Below are 13870 nucleotides of genomic sequence, written 5' to 3'. Positions count from 1 at the left end.
GAAAACTATTCATGAAGAAGCTGTGTTTGCTGGGCCTGTTCGTCAGCCTGGCCAGTCATCAAGTACTGGCCGCCACGACCCCGGTACCCCTGGAAAACAAGGACGCGTTCATCAGTAACCTGATGAAACAAATGACCCTCGACGAGAAGATCGGCCAGTTGCGCCTGATCAGTATCGGCCCGGAAATGCCCCGCGAGCTGATCCGCAAAGAGATCGCCGCCGGCAACATCGGTGGCACGTTCAACTCGATCACCCGCCCGGAAAACCGTCCGATGCAGGACGCTGCCATGCGCAGTCGCCTGAAGATCCCGATGTTTTTCGCGTACGACGTGATCCACGGTCACCGTACGATTTTCCCGATCCCTCTGGCCCTGGCATCGAGCTGGGACATGGATGCCATCGGCCAGTCCGGGCGCATTGCCGCCAAAGAGGCCGCTGCCGACAGCCTCGACATCACCTTTGCGCCGATGGTCGATATTTCCCGCGACCCGCGCTGGGGCCGCAGCTCCGAAGGTTTCGGTGAAGACACCTACCTGACCTCGCGTATCGCCAAAGTCATGGTCAAGGCCTATCAAGGCGACACCCCGAGCGCGGCCGACAGCATCATGGCCAGCGTCAAGCACTTCGCCCTGTACGGCGCGGTCGAGGGCGGTCGCGACTACAACACCGTCGACATGAGCCCGGTGAAGATGTACCAGGACTACCTGCCACCGTACCGCGCCGCGATTGATGCCGGCGCCGGCGGCGTGATGGTGGCGTTGAACTCGATCAACGGCATCCCGGCCACCGCCAATACCTGGCTGATGAATGACCTGCTGCGCAAGGAGTGGGGCTTCAAGGGCCTGGCAGTCAGCGACCACGGCGCGATCTTCGAACTGATCAAGCACGGCGTGGCCGCCGACGGTCGCGAAGCGGCGAAGCTGGCAATCAAGGCCGGCATCGACATGAGTATGAACGACACCCTGTACGGCAAAGAACTGCCGGGACTGCTCAAGTCCGGCGAGATTGAACAGAAAGACATCGACAACGCCGTGCGTGAAGTCCTCGCCGCCAAGTACGACATGGGCCTGTTCAAGGACCCGTACCTGCGTATCGGCAAGGCTGAAGACGACCCGGCTGACACCTACGCCGACAGCCGCCTGCACCGCGCCGACGCCCGTGACGTCGCTCGTCGCAGCCTGGTGCTGCTGAAGAACCAGAACGAAACCCTGCCGCTGAAGAAAACCGCGAAGGTTGCGCTGGTCGGTCCACTGGCCAAGGCCCCGATCGACATGATGGGTAGCTGGGCCGCTGCCGGCAAACCGGCGCAATCGGTCACGCTGTTCGACGGCATGAGCAGTGTGATCGGCGACAAGGCGAACCTGATCTACGCCCGTGGCGCCAACATCACCAATGACAAGAAGATCCTCGACTACCTGAACTTCCTCAACTTCGATGCGCCGGAAGTGGTCGATGACCCGCGCCCGGCCAACGTGCTGATCGACGAAGCGGTAAAAGCCTCCAAGGACGCTGACGTAATCGTTGCAGCCGTGGGCGAGTCCCGTGGCATGTCCCACGAATCGTCGAGCCGTACCGACCTGAACATCCCGGAAAACCAGCGCGAGCTGATCCGTGCCCTGAAAGCCACCGGCAAGCCGTTGGTGTTGGTGCTGATGAACGGCCGTCCGCTGACGATTCTTGAAGAGAAAGAACAGGCTGACGCGATTCTGGAGACCTGGTTCAGCGGCACCGAGGGCGGCAACGCCATCGCCGACGTGTTGTTCGGCGACTACAACCCGTCGGGCAAACTGCCGGTAACCTTCCCGCGTTCCGTGGGCCAGATCCCGACCTACTACAACCACCTGAGCATTGGCCGGCCATTCACGCCGGGCAAACCGGGCAACTACACCTCGCAGTATTTCGATGACACCACCGGGCCCCTGTTCCCGTTCGGTTACGGCCTGAGCTACACCGATTTCAGCCTGAGCGACATGGCGCTGTCGTCGACCACCTTGAACGCCACCGGCAAGCTCGACGCCAGTGTCACGGTGAAAAACACCGGCAAGCGTGACGGCGAAACCGTGGTGCAACTGTACATCCAGGATGTCACCGGTTCGATGATCCGTCCGGTCAAGGAGCTGAAGAACTTCCAGAAGATCATGCTCAAGGCCGGCGAGCAGAAAGTCGTGCACTTCACCATCAGCGAAGATGACCTGAAGTTCTACAACGCCCAGCTCAAGTACGCGGCCGAGCCTGGCAAGTTCAACGTGCAGATCGGCCTGGACTCCCAGGACGTGACGCAGCAGAGCTTTGAATTGCTGTAACGGTTAAAGCTACACATAAAAATGAGGGAGCTGGCTTGCCAGTTCCCTCATTGTTTTTGCGGTATTGAATCAGCCCCGGCGATCGAGCAGGTTGACCACCACCCGATCCACCCATCCCCAGATCCGCTGCTTCACCCGCCGCCACAACGGCCGGCGCTGCCATTCCTCCAGGCTCACCTGCTCACTCAGGCCGAAGTCCTTCTCGAAACTCGCCGCCACCGCTACCGTCAACGACGGATCCAGCGCTTCCAGGTTCGCTTCAAGGTTGAAGCGCAGATTCCAGTGATCGAAATTGCACGAACCGATGCTCACCCAATCGTCCACCAGCACCATTTTCAAATGCAGGAAACACGGCTGGTATTCGTAGATTTTCACCCCGGCCTTGAGCAGGCGCGGATAGTAGCGATGCCCCGCGTAGCGCACCGACGGGTGATCGGTGCGCGGCCCGGTCAGCAGCAGGCGCACGTCAAGGCCACGGGCGGCGGCCTTGCGCAGGGAGCGGCGGATTTTCCAGGTCGGCAGGAAGTAAGGCGTCGCCAGCCAGATACGCTTCTGGCCACTGTTCAGTGCGCGGAACAGTGATTGCAGAATGTCGCGATGCTGGCGGGCGTCGGCGTAGGCCACACGGCCCATGCCCTCGCCGGTGTCGGGTACGCGCGGCAATCGCGGCAGGCCGAAATTCGCGTGGGGTTTCCAGGCCCGGCGATGGCGGTTGGCAATCCATTGGCGGTCGAACAGCAGTTGCCAGTCGAGCACCAGGGGGCCGGTGATTTGCACCATCACTTCGTGCCATTCGCTGGTGTCGTGGCCCGGGGTCCAGAATTCGTCGGTCACCCCCGTGCCGCCAACCACCGCCAAACGCTGATCGACCAGCAACAGCTTGCGGTGGTCGCGATAGAAATTGCCGACCCAGCGCCGCCAGTTCAGGCGATTGTAGAAACGCAGCTCGACGCCGGCGAGCGTCAGGCGCTGACGCAAGGCCAGGGTGAAGGCCAGGCTGCCGTAATCATCGAACAGACAGCGCACCCGCACGCCCCGCTCGGCCGCCAGCACCAGCGCCTGAACCACGGTTTCGGCACAGGCGCCGGCCTCCACCAGGTACAACTCCAGTTCGATCTGCTCACGGGCGCGGGCGATTTCCTCAAGCATGCGCGGGAAGAATTGCGGGCCATCGATCAACAGTTCGAAGCGGTTGCCGTCACGCCACGGGAACACTGCGCCGCGCATGTCAGCGCGCCGCGAAGATCAGCACCGCACCCACCGGCACCGACAGACTGATGGCCGACAGGCCGGCCATTTTGCGCAGGTTTTCCAGGCCTGGCAGCAGTTCGAAATCCTCGGCGCTGATCACCAGCGGCTCCAGCGTCACCACTTGAAAGCGTCGGTCATCGAGGCGCGTGGCGAGCAGTTCGGCAGGGTATTCATGCTGTTTGCCGTGCAGGTTGACGGTCAGCGGCAGACGCAATTCAAGCTGCGCGCCAGGAGCCAGATCGTTGATCGGGCGCAGGTCGATTTGCGTGGTGATGGTCGCCTCGGGAAATTGCTCGATCTGGAACAACTCCTTGCGCATGCGCTCATCGCGCAGCGGGACGCCGCTGTTGATCGAGTCCAGCTCGACCTCGACTTCGGCGCGGCCGTCGGGATCGACCTTGCCATGCAGCACCAGAAAGCGCTGAACTTCGGACACGTTGGCGTTTTTCGTGCTGACGAACGACAGCCGCGACGACTCGCCGTCCAGATACCAGTTGGCCTGGGCCGGCAGCGCAGCAGCGCCCAGCAGCAGGCCGGCGAAGGCGTTGCGCAGAGAACGGTTGAACATTGAAGACTCGTGGGGCCGATAAACCTGCACGAACCTTAACTGTCTGAAGCCGGGATGCAAACCGGTAGTTCATTTTGCGAATCAGGGCTTGAGGCGACACCCCTGACGTTCGCCCTGCCATTGGGCGCTGTTGGTACGGCCCATGCCACTGGCGCTGACGAGTTTTTGTGTGCTGTCATCGGTCAGCTCACCGGGCAGCCACTGCTTGACGTAGCCCCGGCAATACTTGGCTTCGTTATTCATCACGTAGCGGCACGAACAGTATTCCTTGGCGGTATAGGCACTGATGATGTCGGGGAAGGCCCACAGGTTTTCCCGCTCGTGCCAGCCCCAGCCCAACAGCACGACCAGCAGCACCAGCAGGATTTTTCTGAACAGTTTCATGGCCGCACCGCCCCGAGCACGCGCTTGAGCAATTCGTTGTGGCGATAGCTGCCGTCGCGATCATCGCCGTAGCGCACGATCACCAGTTTTTCGCTCGGGATCACGTACAGCGCCTGGCCCCAATGGCCGAGGGCAGCGAAGGTGTCGGGCGGTGCGTCGGGCCACGGCGAGGCGGCGCCATCCGCCGGGCGATTGAGCCACCAGTGGCCGCCGGGCACGGCTTCGTCCTGATGGGCCTTGTAGCCGGCGAAGGGCTGGCGGTTGAAGGCGACCCAATCCCTGGGCAACAACTGCCGGTCGTTCCAGCGTCCGTCCCGTTCCATCAGCAGGCCGATTCGCGCCAGATCCCGGGCCGTCAGGTAGGCATAGGAAGACGCGACGAAAGTGCCCGTGGCATCGGTTTCCCAAGTGGCGTGGCGGATGCCCAACGGATCGAAAAGCGCTGTCCACGGATAGTCCGGATAACGCTGCGGGCCGACGATGGCTTTCAGCGCGGCGGCCAACAGATTGCTGTCGCCGCTGGAATAGCGGAACGCCTGCCCCGCTGGTGCGTAGCTGTCGTGATCGGCAGTGAAGGCGGCCATGTCGCGGTGGCCACGGGTGTAGAGCATTGCCACTACCGAGGATTTCAACGGGGCGTATTCGTAGTCTTCCTGCCAGTCGATGCCCGAGGCCCAGTGCAGCAGATCCTTGAGAGTGATGGCCGGGTGTTTTTCCAGCACCGGATAATATTTTGCGGCAGGGTCATCGAGTTTGAACAAGCCTTCGCCGTACGCCACGCCGAACACCGTGGCCATCAGGCTTTTGCTGATCGACCAGGTCAGGTTTGGGGTGTCGGCGGTGGTTGCAGCAGCGTAGCGTTCGTAGATGAGCTGGCCGTCGCGGATCACCAGCAAGGCATCGGTGCGGATGCCTTTGCGGGTGTTGTCGTCGCGGCTCGGGAAGGCATAAGCCTCCAGTGTTTCGACGGCGGGGCCGGCGATTTTCGCACCGGTCGGCCACTGCTCGCCCGGCCATTGTTCGGCCTGAACGGTGAAGCTTATCAGCAGCAAAAACAGGGACAGGCCTTTGAACATGGTGAGGGCTCTGGGGATGAATCTGCCAAGCCTAGCCGGCGTTCATGACAGCTGTGTTTTGGCTTGCCGCCAACGCCTTGGCCAGCCGTTTGGCCCGTGCGCCTGCTGCCAGTTGCATCAGTGCCTGGTCGCGCTGCCACATCGCCGCCCACTCCGGATGACTGTCGCGCAACGCCTGATCGACCTCCGGTTTGAGCCCGTCGAACTGCGCAAACAAGCCACCGAGCAGCACATGCCCGACGGGATTGTTCGGCGGCTGGCGACTGACCTCCGCACACCCGGCCAACAGCGCCAACAAGCGCAATTGCAGCGGCTGCGGCCAGCTGCTGTCCTGACCGACGCCGTACAGCCATGCAGTCATTGCGCTCAACACGTAAACGTCTTCAAGGGTGCGGAACGGTTTGACGTAAGCGTCCCAACCGTCCCCGGCGAGCAGCTCACAAAGGGCATCGTCGAGATGCAGCCGACCATGACTGATGTCCGGCATCAACGGCAGTGCCGGGAGTTTTTCCACGCGCACACCGGATTCGCCGGGGTACACCACCGCCAGGCTCAGGCGCGGTGATTCGCCGGGTTGCTCACTGCGGGCGGCGATCAGCAGCCAGTCCGCCGCATCGCCGGCGGTGACGAAATCCTTTTGCCCGTTGAGGCGCAGATCCGTGAGCCGGGTCTGCATGTCCGCCGGGCGCAGGCTGCGCTGTTCGGTCGCACACAACGCGCCCAGGCTTGGCGGCGCGCTCGGCCAGAGCATGCGCAGCGCCGCCTGATAGCCCACCAGAAACGCCAGCCCCGGCGTTGCCATCCGCCGCCCTCCCGCCACCGCCAGTTCGAACGGCGTGACGCTGCCCAGTTGATGCAGCAGCGTGGCGAAACCCTCCGCCAGATCGGCAACGGCGGGCAGGCGTTCGCGACATTCAAGCAGGGTCGACCAGGTCATCAGAGGCTCCTCGTGGGCTGTCATATAAGCATCACCAAACATTCATGGCGATGACACCGGGGCTACATAGCCTGACTTTGCACAACACGGCTGCATAAAGAAAGTCGATCGGCTGTAACCCACGACGGGTTAAAGGCCCGTACGGAGATTCAAATGACTCAGATCGCCCGCATCAGCGACACCGGCAATGAACGCCGCCTGCAAGCCGAACGCCTGATCGGCGCCGAGGCCTTGCAGCAAGCCCAGGCCTTGCGCTTCAACGTGTTCAGCGGCGAGTTCAACGCCAAACTGAACGGCGCGGAGCTGGGTCTGGACATGGATGACTATGATGTTCACTGCAGCCACATCGGCGTGCGTGACCTGAACACCGGCCGTCTGGTGGCGACCACCCGTTTGCTCGACCACACCGCCGCCAGCAGCCTGGGCAAGTTCTACAGTGAAGAAGAATTCAGCCTGCACGGCCTCGCCGGCCTGCAAGGCCCGATCCTCGAAATCGGTCGCACCTGCGTCGACCCGGCCTACCGCAACGGCGGCACCATCGCTGTGCTTTGGGGCGAACTGGCCGAAGTCCTCAATCAGGGCGGCTACAGCTACCTGATGGGGTGCGCGAGCATCCCGATGCAGGACGGCGGTGTACAGGCCCACGCGATCATGCAGCGCCTGCGCGAACGTTATCTGTGCACCGAACATCTGCGCGCCGAACCGAAGAATCCGCTGCCAACGCTGGATATTCCATCGAACGTGATCGCCGAAATGCCACCGCTGCTCAAGGCCTACATGCGCCTGGGCGCGAAGATCTGCGGCGAGCCGTGCTGGGACGAGGACTTCCAGGTCGCCGACGTGTTCATCCTGCTCAAGCGCGACGAACTCTGCCCACGCTACGCCAAGCACTTCAAGGCGGCCGTGTGATGAGCCGGCTGCGGGTGTACGCACGGATCGCGCGGGTGCTGCTGGTGGTGACGCTGGGCTTGAGCATGGCCAGTGTCTTCGGGGTTTTCGAACGTCTGGGGCTGGCTCATTCGATGCAACGCCGGCAGCGCTGGTCGCGGTTTTTCATGGCGCGCCTGAGCAATGCCCTGCCCTTTCGCGTGACCGTCCATGGTGAACTGCCGAAGCAGCCGATGCTGTGGGTCAGCAACCATGTGTCGTGGACTGACATTCCGCTGCTCGGCATGCTCACGCCGCTGTCGTTTCTGTCCAAGGCCGAAGTGCGCACCTGGCCGGTGGCCGGCTGGCTGGCGGCGAAGGCCGGCAGTCTGTTCATCCGTCGCGGTTCGGGCGACAGCCAGTTGATCCGCAAGCAGATGACCCGTCACCTGCAAACCGATCACCCGCTGCTGATGTTCCCGGAAGGCACCACCACCGACGGCCGCTCGCTGCGTACCTTTCATGGTCGCCTGCTGTCGGCGGCGATTGATTCCGAAGTCATGCTGCAACCAGTGGCGATCCGTTATCTGCGCAATGGCGAGATCGATTCGCTGGCGCCGTTCATTGGTGACGATGATCTGCTGTCGCACCTGATGCGCCTGTTCAGCAACGATTGCGGCGATGTGGAAGTTCACTTGCTCAAGCCGATTGCCTGTCAGGGTCGGGAGCGCGCGGCACTGGCGTACGAAGCCCAGCAAGCAGTGCAGAAAGCATTGTTCGGCGAGGTGGCCAAACCGGCCGAACCGCGTCGTGCAGGCGAGTTGATCGCCGCCTGATCGTCATCCTCTGCCTACAGCTGCCGGCCGGCGAAGTCCTGCAGCTGTGGGTAGAACAAGCGAAAGTCGTCACTGAGCGGTTCATACAGACGCCGCAACTCCTGCATCGCCCCTGCCAGTTCTTCAGGCTTGCTCAGGCGTCGGGAAATCCCGCGCAATACCTGATCCAGCACTTCGAACTCCTCATACGAACCCAACCAGTCATTGGCCACCATGTGCGGGGCGATCTTCGCCAGGCGCTCGGGCAATTGCCGCTCGCTGGACAACACCCGGTAAACGTCAGTAGTGAATTGCGCCAGCGGTCGGTCGGCGTAGAGTGCCCAATCGCGGGCAAGGCAATGGTCGAAAAACACGTCGAGGACGATGCCGGCGTAACGGCGGCGGGTCGTGGAAAAACGCGCCAGTGAAGCGTCCACCAACGGGTGACGATCGGTGAACACATCGATCTGACGATGCAAGGCAATTGCCGCTTCGATCTCCGGATCGAACTGCCCTTGCAGCCGTCCTTTGACGAAATCGCCATACAGACTGCCGAGCAGTTGACCGGGGCGCTGGCCACCGAGGTGCAAATGTGCGAGATAGTTCATGGGCGCAGCTTAGCACCGCGCCGGAGTTTGTTTACACCTCACATATCGTTATAACCCGATATACCGATTTGTACGGTCGTCAGATCGAATTCATATTGGTATATCGCGAAATACCGATTTAAAGTTCGCCTCATCGCGATATAGCGCTACACACATCACGAGCAACCAGCCATGAACATTGACCTCGACGAAATAATAAAAGCCCTGGCACACCCAGTACGGCGAGACATCCTCAACTGGCTGAAAGACCCGAAAGCCCAGTTTCCGGAACAGATCCACAACCACGAGTACGGCATCTGCGCCGGGCAGATCGACCAACGCTGCGGCCTGTCGCAATCGACCGTCTCCGCCCACCTGGCCACCCTGCAACGGGCCGGGCTGATCAGCAGCCAGAAAGCCGGGCAGTGGCACTTTTTCAAACGTAACGAGGACGTGATCCAGGCGTTCCTCAGCACTCTCAGCAAAGAGCTCTGACCCTTAACGTCAGCCAGCCGAAAAGGACCAAACGATGCCCCTCTCGCTCCTCATACTCGCCCTGAGCGCCTTCGCCATCGGCACCACGGAATTCGTCATCATGGGCCTGTTGCCCGATGTGGCGGCGGATCTCGGTGTGTCGATTCCCGGCGCCGGCTGGCTGGTGACCGGCTACGCCCTGGGCGTGGCGATTGGTGCGCCGTTCATGGCGATGGCCACCGCAAGACTGCCGCGCAAGGCTGCACTGGTCGCGTTGATGGGCATCTTCATTATTGGCAACCTGCTCTGCGCCATCGCCACTGACTACGAGGTGCTGATGTTCGCCCGAGTGGTCACCGCCCTGTGCCACGGTGCGTTCTTCGGCATCGGTTCGGTGGTCGCGGCCAACCTGGTGGCGCCGAACAAGCGCGCCTCGGCCGTGGCCCTGATGTTCACCGGCCTGACACTGGCCAACGTACTCGGCGTACCGCTGGGCACCGCGCTCGGTCAGGAAGCCGGCTGGCGCTCGACCTTCTGGGCAGTGACCGTGATCGGTGTGATCGCGCTGATCGGCCTGATCCGCTTCCTGCCGGCCAAGCGTGACGAAGAAAAACTCGATATGCGCGCCGAACTGGCCGCGCTCAAAGGCGCCGGTATCTGGCTGTCCCTGAGTATGACTGCGCTGTTCGCCGCTTCGGTATTCACCCTGTTCACTTATGTCGCACCGCTGCTGGGCGATGTCACTGGCGTCTCGCCCCGTGGCGTGACCTGGACCCTGATGTTGATCGGCCTGGGCCTGACCGTCGGCAACATCATCGGCGGCAAACTGGCCGACAAAGGCCTGGCCGCGACGCTGATCGGCGTGTTCATCGCCATGGCCGTGACCTCCACCGTCCTGACCTGGACCAGCGTCGCGCTGATCCCCACCGAGATCACCCTGTTCCTCTGGGCCACCGCGTGTTTCGCCGCCGTACCGGCCCTGCAAGTGAACGTCGTGACCTACGGCCAGGCCGCACCGAACCTGGTGTCGACCCTGAACATCGGCGCCTTCAACGTCGGCAACGCCCTCGGCGCCTGGGTCGGCGGCACCGTCATCGCTCACGGCTATGGCCTGACCAGCGTCCCCCTTGCCGCTGCAGCGCTGGCGGTCCTGGCCCTGCTGGTGACCCTGATCACATTCCGCCAGAACGGCAATCCCGAGCTGGCCACCGCTAACTGACTCACTCATTTAACTCACGAGGGTTGTATCTCATGGCAACAATTTTCGATCCGATCAAGCTGGGCGACCTCGAATTGTCCAACCGCATCATCATGGCACCGCTGACTCGCTGCCGCGCCGACGAAGGTCGTGTGCCGAATGCATTGATGGCCGAGTACTACGTGCAACGCGCCTCTGCCGGCCTGATCATCAGTGAAGCCACCTCGGTGACCCCGATGGGCGTCGGCTACCCGGACACCCCGGGCATCTGGTCCAACGATCAGGTGCGTGGCTGGACCAATGTGACCAAGGCGGTTCACGCCGCCGGCGGCAAGATCGTCCTGCAACTGTGGCACGTGGGCCGGATTTCCCACCCGTCGTACCTGAACGGCGAAACCCCGGTTGCACCGAGCGCCATCCAGCCTAAAGGTCACGTCAGCCTGGTTCGCCCGCTGGCCGACTATCCGACGCCACGTGCTCTGGAAACCGCTGAAATCGCTGACATCGTCGACGCCTACCGCGTCGGCGCGGAAAACGCCAAGGCGGCCGGTTTCGACGGCGTGGAAATCCACGGCGCCAACGGCTATCTGCTCGACCAGTTCCTGCAAAGCAGCACCAACCAGCGCACCGACAACTACGGCGGCTCCCTGGAAAACCGCGCCCGTCTGCTGCTGGAAGTGACCGACGCGGCCATCGAAGTCTGGGGCGCCGGCCGTGTCGGCGTGCATCTGGCGCCGCGCGCAGACTCCCATGACATGGGCGACGACAATCTGGCCGAAACCTTCACCTACGTCGCTCGTGAACTGGGCAAGCGCGGCATCGCCTTCATCTGCTCCCGCGAAAAAGAAGGTGCCGACAGCCTCGGCCCGCAACTGAAAGAAGCTTTCGGCGGCGCGTACATCGCCAACGAACGCTTCACCAAGGACAGCGCCAACGCGTGGCTGGCAGCGGGCAAGGCTGACGCTGTGGCATTCGGTATCCCGTTCATTGCCAACCCGGACTTGCCGGCTCGCTTGAAGGCCGACGCGCCGCTGAACGAACCGCACCCGGAAACCTTCTACGGCAAAGGCGCGGTTGGCTACCTCGACTACCCGACGATGTAATCCACACCGCAGAAACGCAAAAAGCCCCCGACTCGTGAGAGTCGGGGGCTTTTTATTGGGCGCGGAGTTTGCGAGTTGCTCATATTCGTTCACTGGCTCGACACAAAATCCCTACAAAATACGTAGTTCGCTACGTATCAACTCGATGGGTTGAGGTATATAAAAGCAATCCACTGCGGCGGGGCGAGTGAACAGGGATATTCATCCGCGTCCTTAATTGACACAAACTGAACCCAATAACGAATTTTGTTTCATTTGCGCAGACTGGGGCTCCAGCGCAGCATATCCAGCCCTGTATCGACCCAGCGCTCAGCTTCGGCGTACAGCTCGAAACTGTCCGGGGCCAGCAGCCACTGATACAGGATGCCATCGATAAAGGCGTGAATGCTGATGGCGGCGCGGGCGGTGTCGAGGTCCGCCGGCAGTTGCCCACGATTGACCGCATTACTCAATGTCAGCGCGATCCGCACATTGCAATCGAGGCTGGCGGTCCGGCGCTGTTGGCGCAGGTCGCACATTTCATCGGTGAATTCGCACTTATGAAACAGAATTTCGTTGATACGCCGGGTCTTCGGGTCCAGCGCAACTTGATGAAACAAATGAATCAGCAGTTGGCGCATGCAACCCAGTGGGTCGGGTTCGTCCTCGCTTTCGCTGGCCTTGGCCAACTCGTCCAGCGGCTCGTGCAGCGTATCGAGCATTGCCTGCAGCAAATCGGCCTTGTTGCTGAAGTGCCAATAGATGGCGCCCCGCGTCACGCCGGCCAGGCTCGCGATATCGGAGAGCGTGGTGCGGGCCACTCCCCTCTCAAAGAAAGCTTTCTCGGCGGCTTCCAGAATCTGGCTTCGCGTTTCCTGAGCTTCCTCTTTGGTGCGACGAACCATGGCAGTAAAACCTCAAACAGGATGTTTCAGGGATGGCTGAATATCCGCTGAATAAAAAGGGGTGGATCTCTCGCGGATCGACTCCCCCGGCCTACAATTTCAGACCTTGCCACGACTTTTGTAACCAGATGGGTACGCAGCCAAGGTGTTTACAAACAACCATGAACGTAAGTATATTCCTTAGCAAGCTACTTATCCACCCGGCACTCATTTTTTACCCTTCCACACTTCTTGTGCGCTTTTCGCGCGCCTGACCCGAGGATCTTCATGCAATTCAAGCCAGCTGTTACCGCTCTGGTCACTGCCGTCGCCCTGGCATCGCTGCTCAGCGGATGTAAAAAGGAAGAGGCGGCTCCCGCCGCACCACCTCCTCAGGTCGGCGTCGTCACCCTGCAACCACAGGCCTTTACCCTGACGTCGGAACTCCCGGGCCGCACCAGTGCGTTCCGCATCGCTGAAGTCCGTCCGCAGGTCAACGGCATCATTCTCAAGCGTCTGTTCAAGGAAGGCGGCGATGTCAAAGCCGGCCAGCAGCTGTATCAGATCGATCCTTCGGTCTATGAAGCGACCCTGAAAAGCGCCGAAGCCAACCTGCGTTCGACCAAGTCGATCTCCGACCGCTACAAGCAACTGGTCGACGAGCAGGCCGTGAGCCGTCAGGAATACGACACGGCCGTGTCCAACCGCCTGCAATCGGAAGCTTCGCTGCAGAGCGCGCAGATCAACGTGCGCTATACCAAGGTTTACGCACCGATCTCCGGGCGTATCGGCCGCTCTTCGGTCACCGAAGGTGCGCTGGTCAGCAACGGGCAGACCGATGCGATGGCGACCATCCAGCAACTGGACCCGATCTACGTCGACGTGACGCAGTCCTCGGTCGAACTTTTGGAACTGCGCCGTGAACTGGAAAGCGGCCGTCTGCAGAAGGCCGGTGACAACGCCGCGGCGGTCAAGCTGACCCTGGAAGACGGCAGCCAGTACAAGCTCGACGGTAAGCTGGAATTCTCCGAAGTGTCGGTCGACCCGACCACTGGATCCGTGACTCTGCGCGCCGTGTTCCCGAACCCGGATCACACCCTGTTGCCGGGCATGTTCGTTCGCGCCCAGCTGCAGGCCGGTGTCAACGCCGCGGCCATTCTGGCGCCACAACAAGGCGTGACCCGTGACCTCAAGGGAACCCCGACCGCGCTGGTCGTGGGTGCGGACAACAAGGTCGAACTGCGTCAGCTCAAGGCCAGCCGTACCGTCGGCAGCCAGTGGCTGATCGAAGACGGCCTGAAAGCCGGCGATCGCCTGATCACCGAAGGGCTGCAATTCGTGCGTCCAGGTGTTCAGGTCAATCCGACCGAAGCGACCAACGTAGCCAAGAACCCGGCACCCGCCAAGGCAGCTGACAAAGCCTACGGCGGCAAAGGGGAGTAAC

The 13870-nt window shown here is 61.7% G+C and carries 14 protein-coding genes; 7 read left to right on the top strand and 7 right to left on the bottom strand.

The window, feature by feature from the left end; genetic code table 11:
* Positions 1 to 11: 11 nt before the first annotated feature.
* Positions 12 to 2303, top strand: a complete 2292-nt coding sequence (gene bglX, locus NH234_RS07540; protein ID WP_085729953.1) for a beta-glucosidase BglX — start codon at positions 12 to 14, stop codon at positions 2301 to 2303.
* Positions 2304 to 2372: 69 nt separating this feature from the next.
* Here bglX and NH234_RS07535 read toward each other — a convergent pair whose 3' ends face one another.
* From NH234_RS07535 to NH234_RS07515, 5 genes are all read right to left on the bottom strand, one after another.
* Complete coding sequence (locus NH234_RS07535) at positions 2373 to 3530, bottom strand: phosphatidylserine/phosphatidylglycerophosphate/cardiolipin synthase family protein (RefSeq protein WP_085729952.1); 1158 nt, start codon at positions 3528 to 3530, stop codon at positions 2373 to 2375.
* 1 nt (position 3531) lies between these two features.
* The gene (locus NH234_RS07530; protein WP_085729951.1) at positions 3532 to 4122 is read right to left on the bottom strand and encodes a YceI family protein; all 591 of its coding nucleotides are present in this window, start codon (positions 4120 to 4122) and stop codon (positions 3532 to 3534) included.
* Between the two features lie 81 nt (positions 4123 to 4203).
* Positions 4204 to 4506: an amidase gene (locus NH234_RS07525; protein ID WP_367256156.1), complete on the bottom strand. Its 303-nt coding sequence runs from the start codon at positions 4504 to 4506 to the stop codon at positions 4204 to 4206.
* Positions 4503 to 5582 carry a serine hydrolase domain-containing protein gene (locus tag NH234_RS07520; RefSeq protein WP_367256155.1) on the bottom strand — a complete coding sequence of 360 codons (1080 nt, stop codon included), beginning with the start codon at positions 5580 to 5582 and terminating at the stop codon, positions 4503 to 4505. Before NH234_RS07520 ends, NH234_RS07525 begins: the two co-directional genes overlap by 4 nt.
* Positions 5583 to 5613: 31 nt before the next feature.
* The gene (locus NH234_RS07515; protein WP_367256153.1) at positions 5614 to 6519 is read right to left on the bottom strand and encodes an acyl-CoA dehydrogenase family protein; all 906 of its coding nucleotides are present in this window, start codon (positions 6517 to 6519) and stop codon (positions 5614 to 5616) included.
* Positions 6520 to 6672: 153 nt separating this feature from the next.
* Between NH234_RS07515 and olsB the strand changes: the two genes are divergently transcribed.
* Both olsB and NH234_RS07505 read left to right on the top strand, forming a co-directional pair.
* Entirely contained in the window at positions 6673 to 7428 is a 756-nt protein-coding gene (gene olsB, locus NH234_RS07510) for an L-ornithine N(alpha)-acyltransferase (protein WP_085729947.1), read from the top strand.
* Positions 7428 to 8222 (top strand): 1-acyl-sn-glycerol-3-phosphate acyltransferase, encoded by a 795-nt coding sequence (locus NH234_RS07505; protein ID WP_085729946.1) that lies wholly within the window; start codon positions 7428 to 7430, stop codon positions 8220 to 8222. The genes olsB and NH234_RS07505 overlap by 1 nt, the downstream gene beginning before the upstream one ends.
* A gap of 14 nt (positions 8223 to 8236) precedes the next feature.
* On the opposite strand, the gene NH234_RS07500 is transcribed toward NH234_RS07505, so the two are convergent.
* Positions 8237 to 8809, bottom strand: a complete 573-nt coding sequence (locus NH234_RS07500; RefSeq protein WP_085729945.1) for an ACP phosphodiesterase — start codon at positions 8807 to 8809, stop codon at positions 8237 to 8239.
* Positions 8810 to 8980: 171 nt separating this feature from the next.
* Here NH234_RS07500 and NH234_RS07495 point away from each other — a divergent pair, with 171 nt between their 5' ends.
* From NH234_RS07495 to NH234_RS07485, 3 genes are read left to right on the top strand one after another with little or no spacing between them, the layout of a single operon-like run.
* On the top strand, positions 8981 to 9283 hold the full coding sequence (locus NH234_RS07495) for a helix-turn-helix transcriptional regulator (RefSeq protein WP_007957866.1): 303 nt from the start codon (positions 8981 to 8983) through the stop codon (positions 9281 to 9283).
* A 34-nt stretch (positions 9284 to 9317) separates the two neighbouring features.
* Positions 9318 to 10481 carry an MFS transporter gene (locus NH234_RS07490; RefSeq protein ID WP_367256151.1) on the top strand — a complete coding sequence of 388 codons (1164 nt, stop codon included), beginning with the start codon at positions 9318 to 9320 and terminating at the stop codon, positions 10479 to 10481.
* A gap of 32 nt (positions 10482 to 10513) precedes the next feature.
* On the top strand, positions 10514 to 11563 hold the full coding sequence (locus tag NH234_RS07485) for an alkene reductase (protein WP_282317734.1): 1050 nt from the start codon (positions 10514 to 10516) through the stop codon (positions 11561 to 11563).
* 251 nt (positions 11564 to 11814) lie between these two features.
* Here the strand turns inward: NH234_RS07485 and emhR are convergent, their stop codons facing one another.
* Positions 11815 to 12447: an efflux system transcriptional repressor EmhR gene (gene emhR / locus NH234_RS07480; RefSeq protein WP_085729942.1), complete on the bottom strand. Its 633-nt coding sequence runs from the start codon at positions 12445 to 12447 to the stop codon at positions 11815 to 11817.
* 267 nt (positions 12448 to 12714) lie between these two features.
* Between emhR and emhA the strand changes: the two genes are divergently transcribed.
* The gene (gene emhA, locus NH234_RS07475; protein ID WP_085729941.1) at positions 12715 to 13869 is read left to right on the top strand and encodes an efflux RND transporter periplasmic adaptor subunit EmhA; all 1155 of its coding nucleotides are present in this window, start codon (positions 12715 to 12717) and stop codon (positions 13867 to 13869) included.
* The last annotated feature ends 1 nt before the right edge of the window (position 13870 follow it).

The sequence above is a fragment of the Pseudomonas sp. stari2 genome, assembly GCF_040760005.1.
GTDB lineage: Bacteria > Pseudomonadota > Gammaproteobacteria > Pseudomonadales > Pseudomonadaceae > Aquipseudomonas.
This window is presented reverse-complemented; position numbering and strand designations above follow the sequence as displayed.

Bases quoted from the DNA above. Each gene is read 5' to 3' on its own strand.
- NH234_RS07520 (WP_367256155.1), bottom strand. From the start codon at position 5,582: ATGTTCAAAGGCCTGTCCCTGTTTTTGCTGCTGATAAGCTTCACCGTT.
- NH234_RS07490 (WP_367256151.1), top strand. From the start codon at position 9,318: ATGCCCCTCTCGCTCCTCATACTCGCCCTGAGCGCCTTCGCCATCGGC.
- NH234_RS07535 (WP_085729952.1), bottom strand. From the start codon at position 3,530: ATGCGCGGCGCAGTGTTCCCGTGGCGTGACGGCAACCGCTTCGAACTG.
- NH234_RS07515 (WP_367256153.1), bottom strand. From the start codon at position 6,519: ATGACCTGGTCGACCCTGCTTGAATGTCGCGAACGCCTGCCCGCCGTT.
- NH234_RS07505 (WP_085729946.1), top strand. From the start codon at position 7,428: ATGAGCCGGCTGCGGGTGTACGCACGGATCGCGCGGGTGCTGCTGGTG.
- bglX (WP_085729953.1), top strand. From the start codon at position 12: ATGAAGAAGCTGTGTTTGCTGGGCCTGTTCGTCAGCCTGGCCAGTCAT.
- NH234_RS07495 (WP_007957866.1), top strand. From the start codon at position 8,981: ATGAACATTGACCTCGACGAAATAATAAAAGCCCTGGCACACCCAGTA.
- olsB (WP_085729947.1), top strand. From the start codon at position 6,673: ATGACTCAGATCGCCCGCATCAGCGACACCGGCAATGAACGCCGCCTG.
- NH234_RS07530 (WP_085729951.1), bottom strand. From the start codon at position 4,122: ATGTTCAACCGTTCTCTGCGCAACGCCTTCGCCGGCCTGCTGCTGGGC.
- emhA (WP_085729941.1), top strand. From the start codon at position 12,715: ATGCAATTCAAGCCAGCTGTTACCGCTCTGGTCACTGCCGTCGCCCTG.
- NH234_RS07500 (WP_085729945.1), bottom strand. From the start codon at position 8,809: ATGAACTATCTCGCACATTTGCACCTCGGTGGCCAGCGCCCCGGTCAA.
- NH234_RS07485 (WP_282317734.1), top strand. From the start codon at position 10,514: ATGGCAACAATTTTCGATCCGATCAAGCTGGGCGACCTCGAATTGTCC.
- NH234_RS07525 (WP_367256156.1), bottom strand. From the start codon at position 4,506: ATGAAACTGTTCAGAAAAATCCTGCTGGTGCTGCTGGTCGTGCTGTTG.
- emhR (WP_085729942.1), bottom strand. From the start codon at position 12,447: ATGGTTCGTCGCACCAAAGAGGAAGCTCAGGAAACGCGAAGCCAGATT.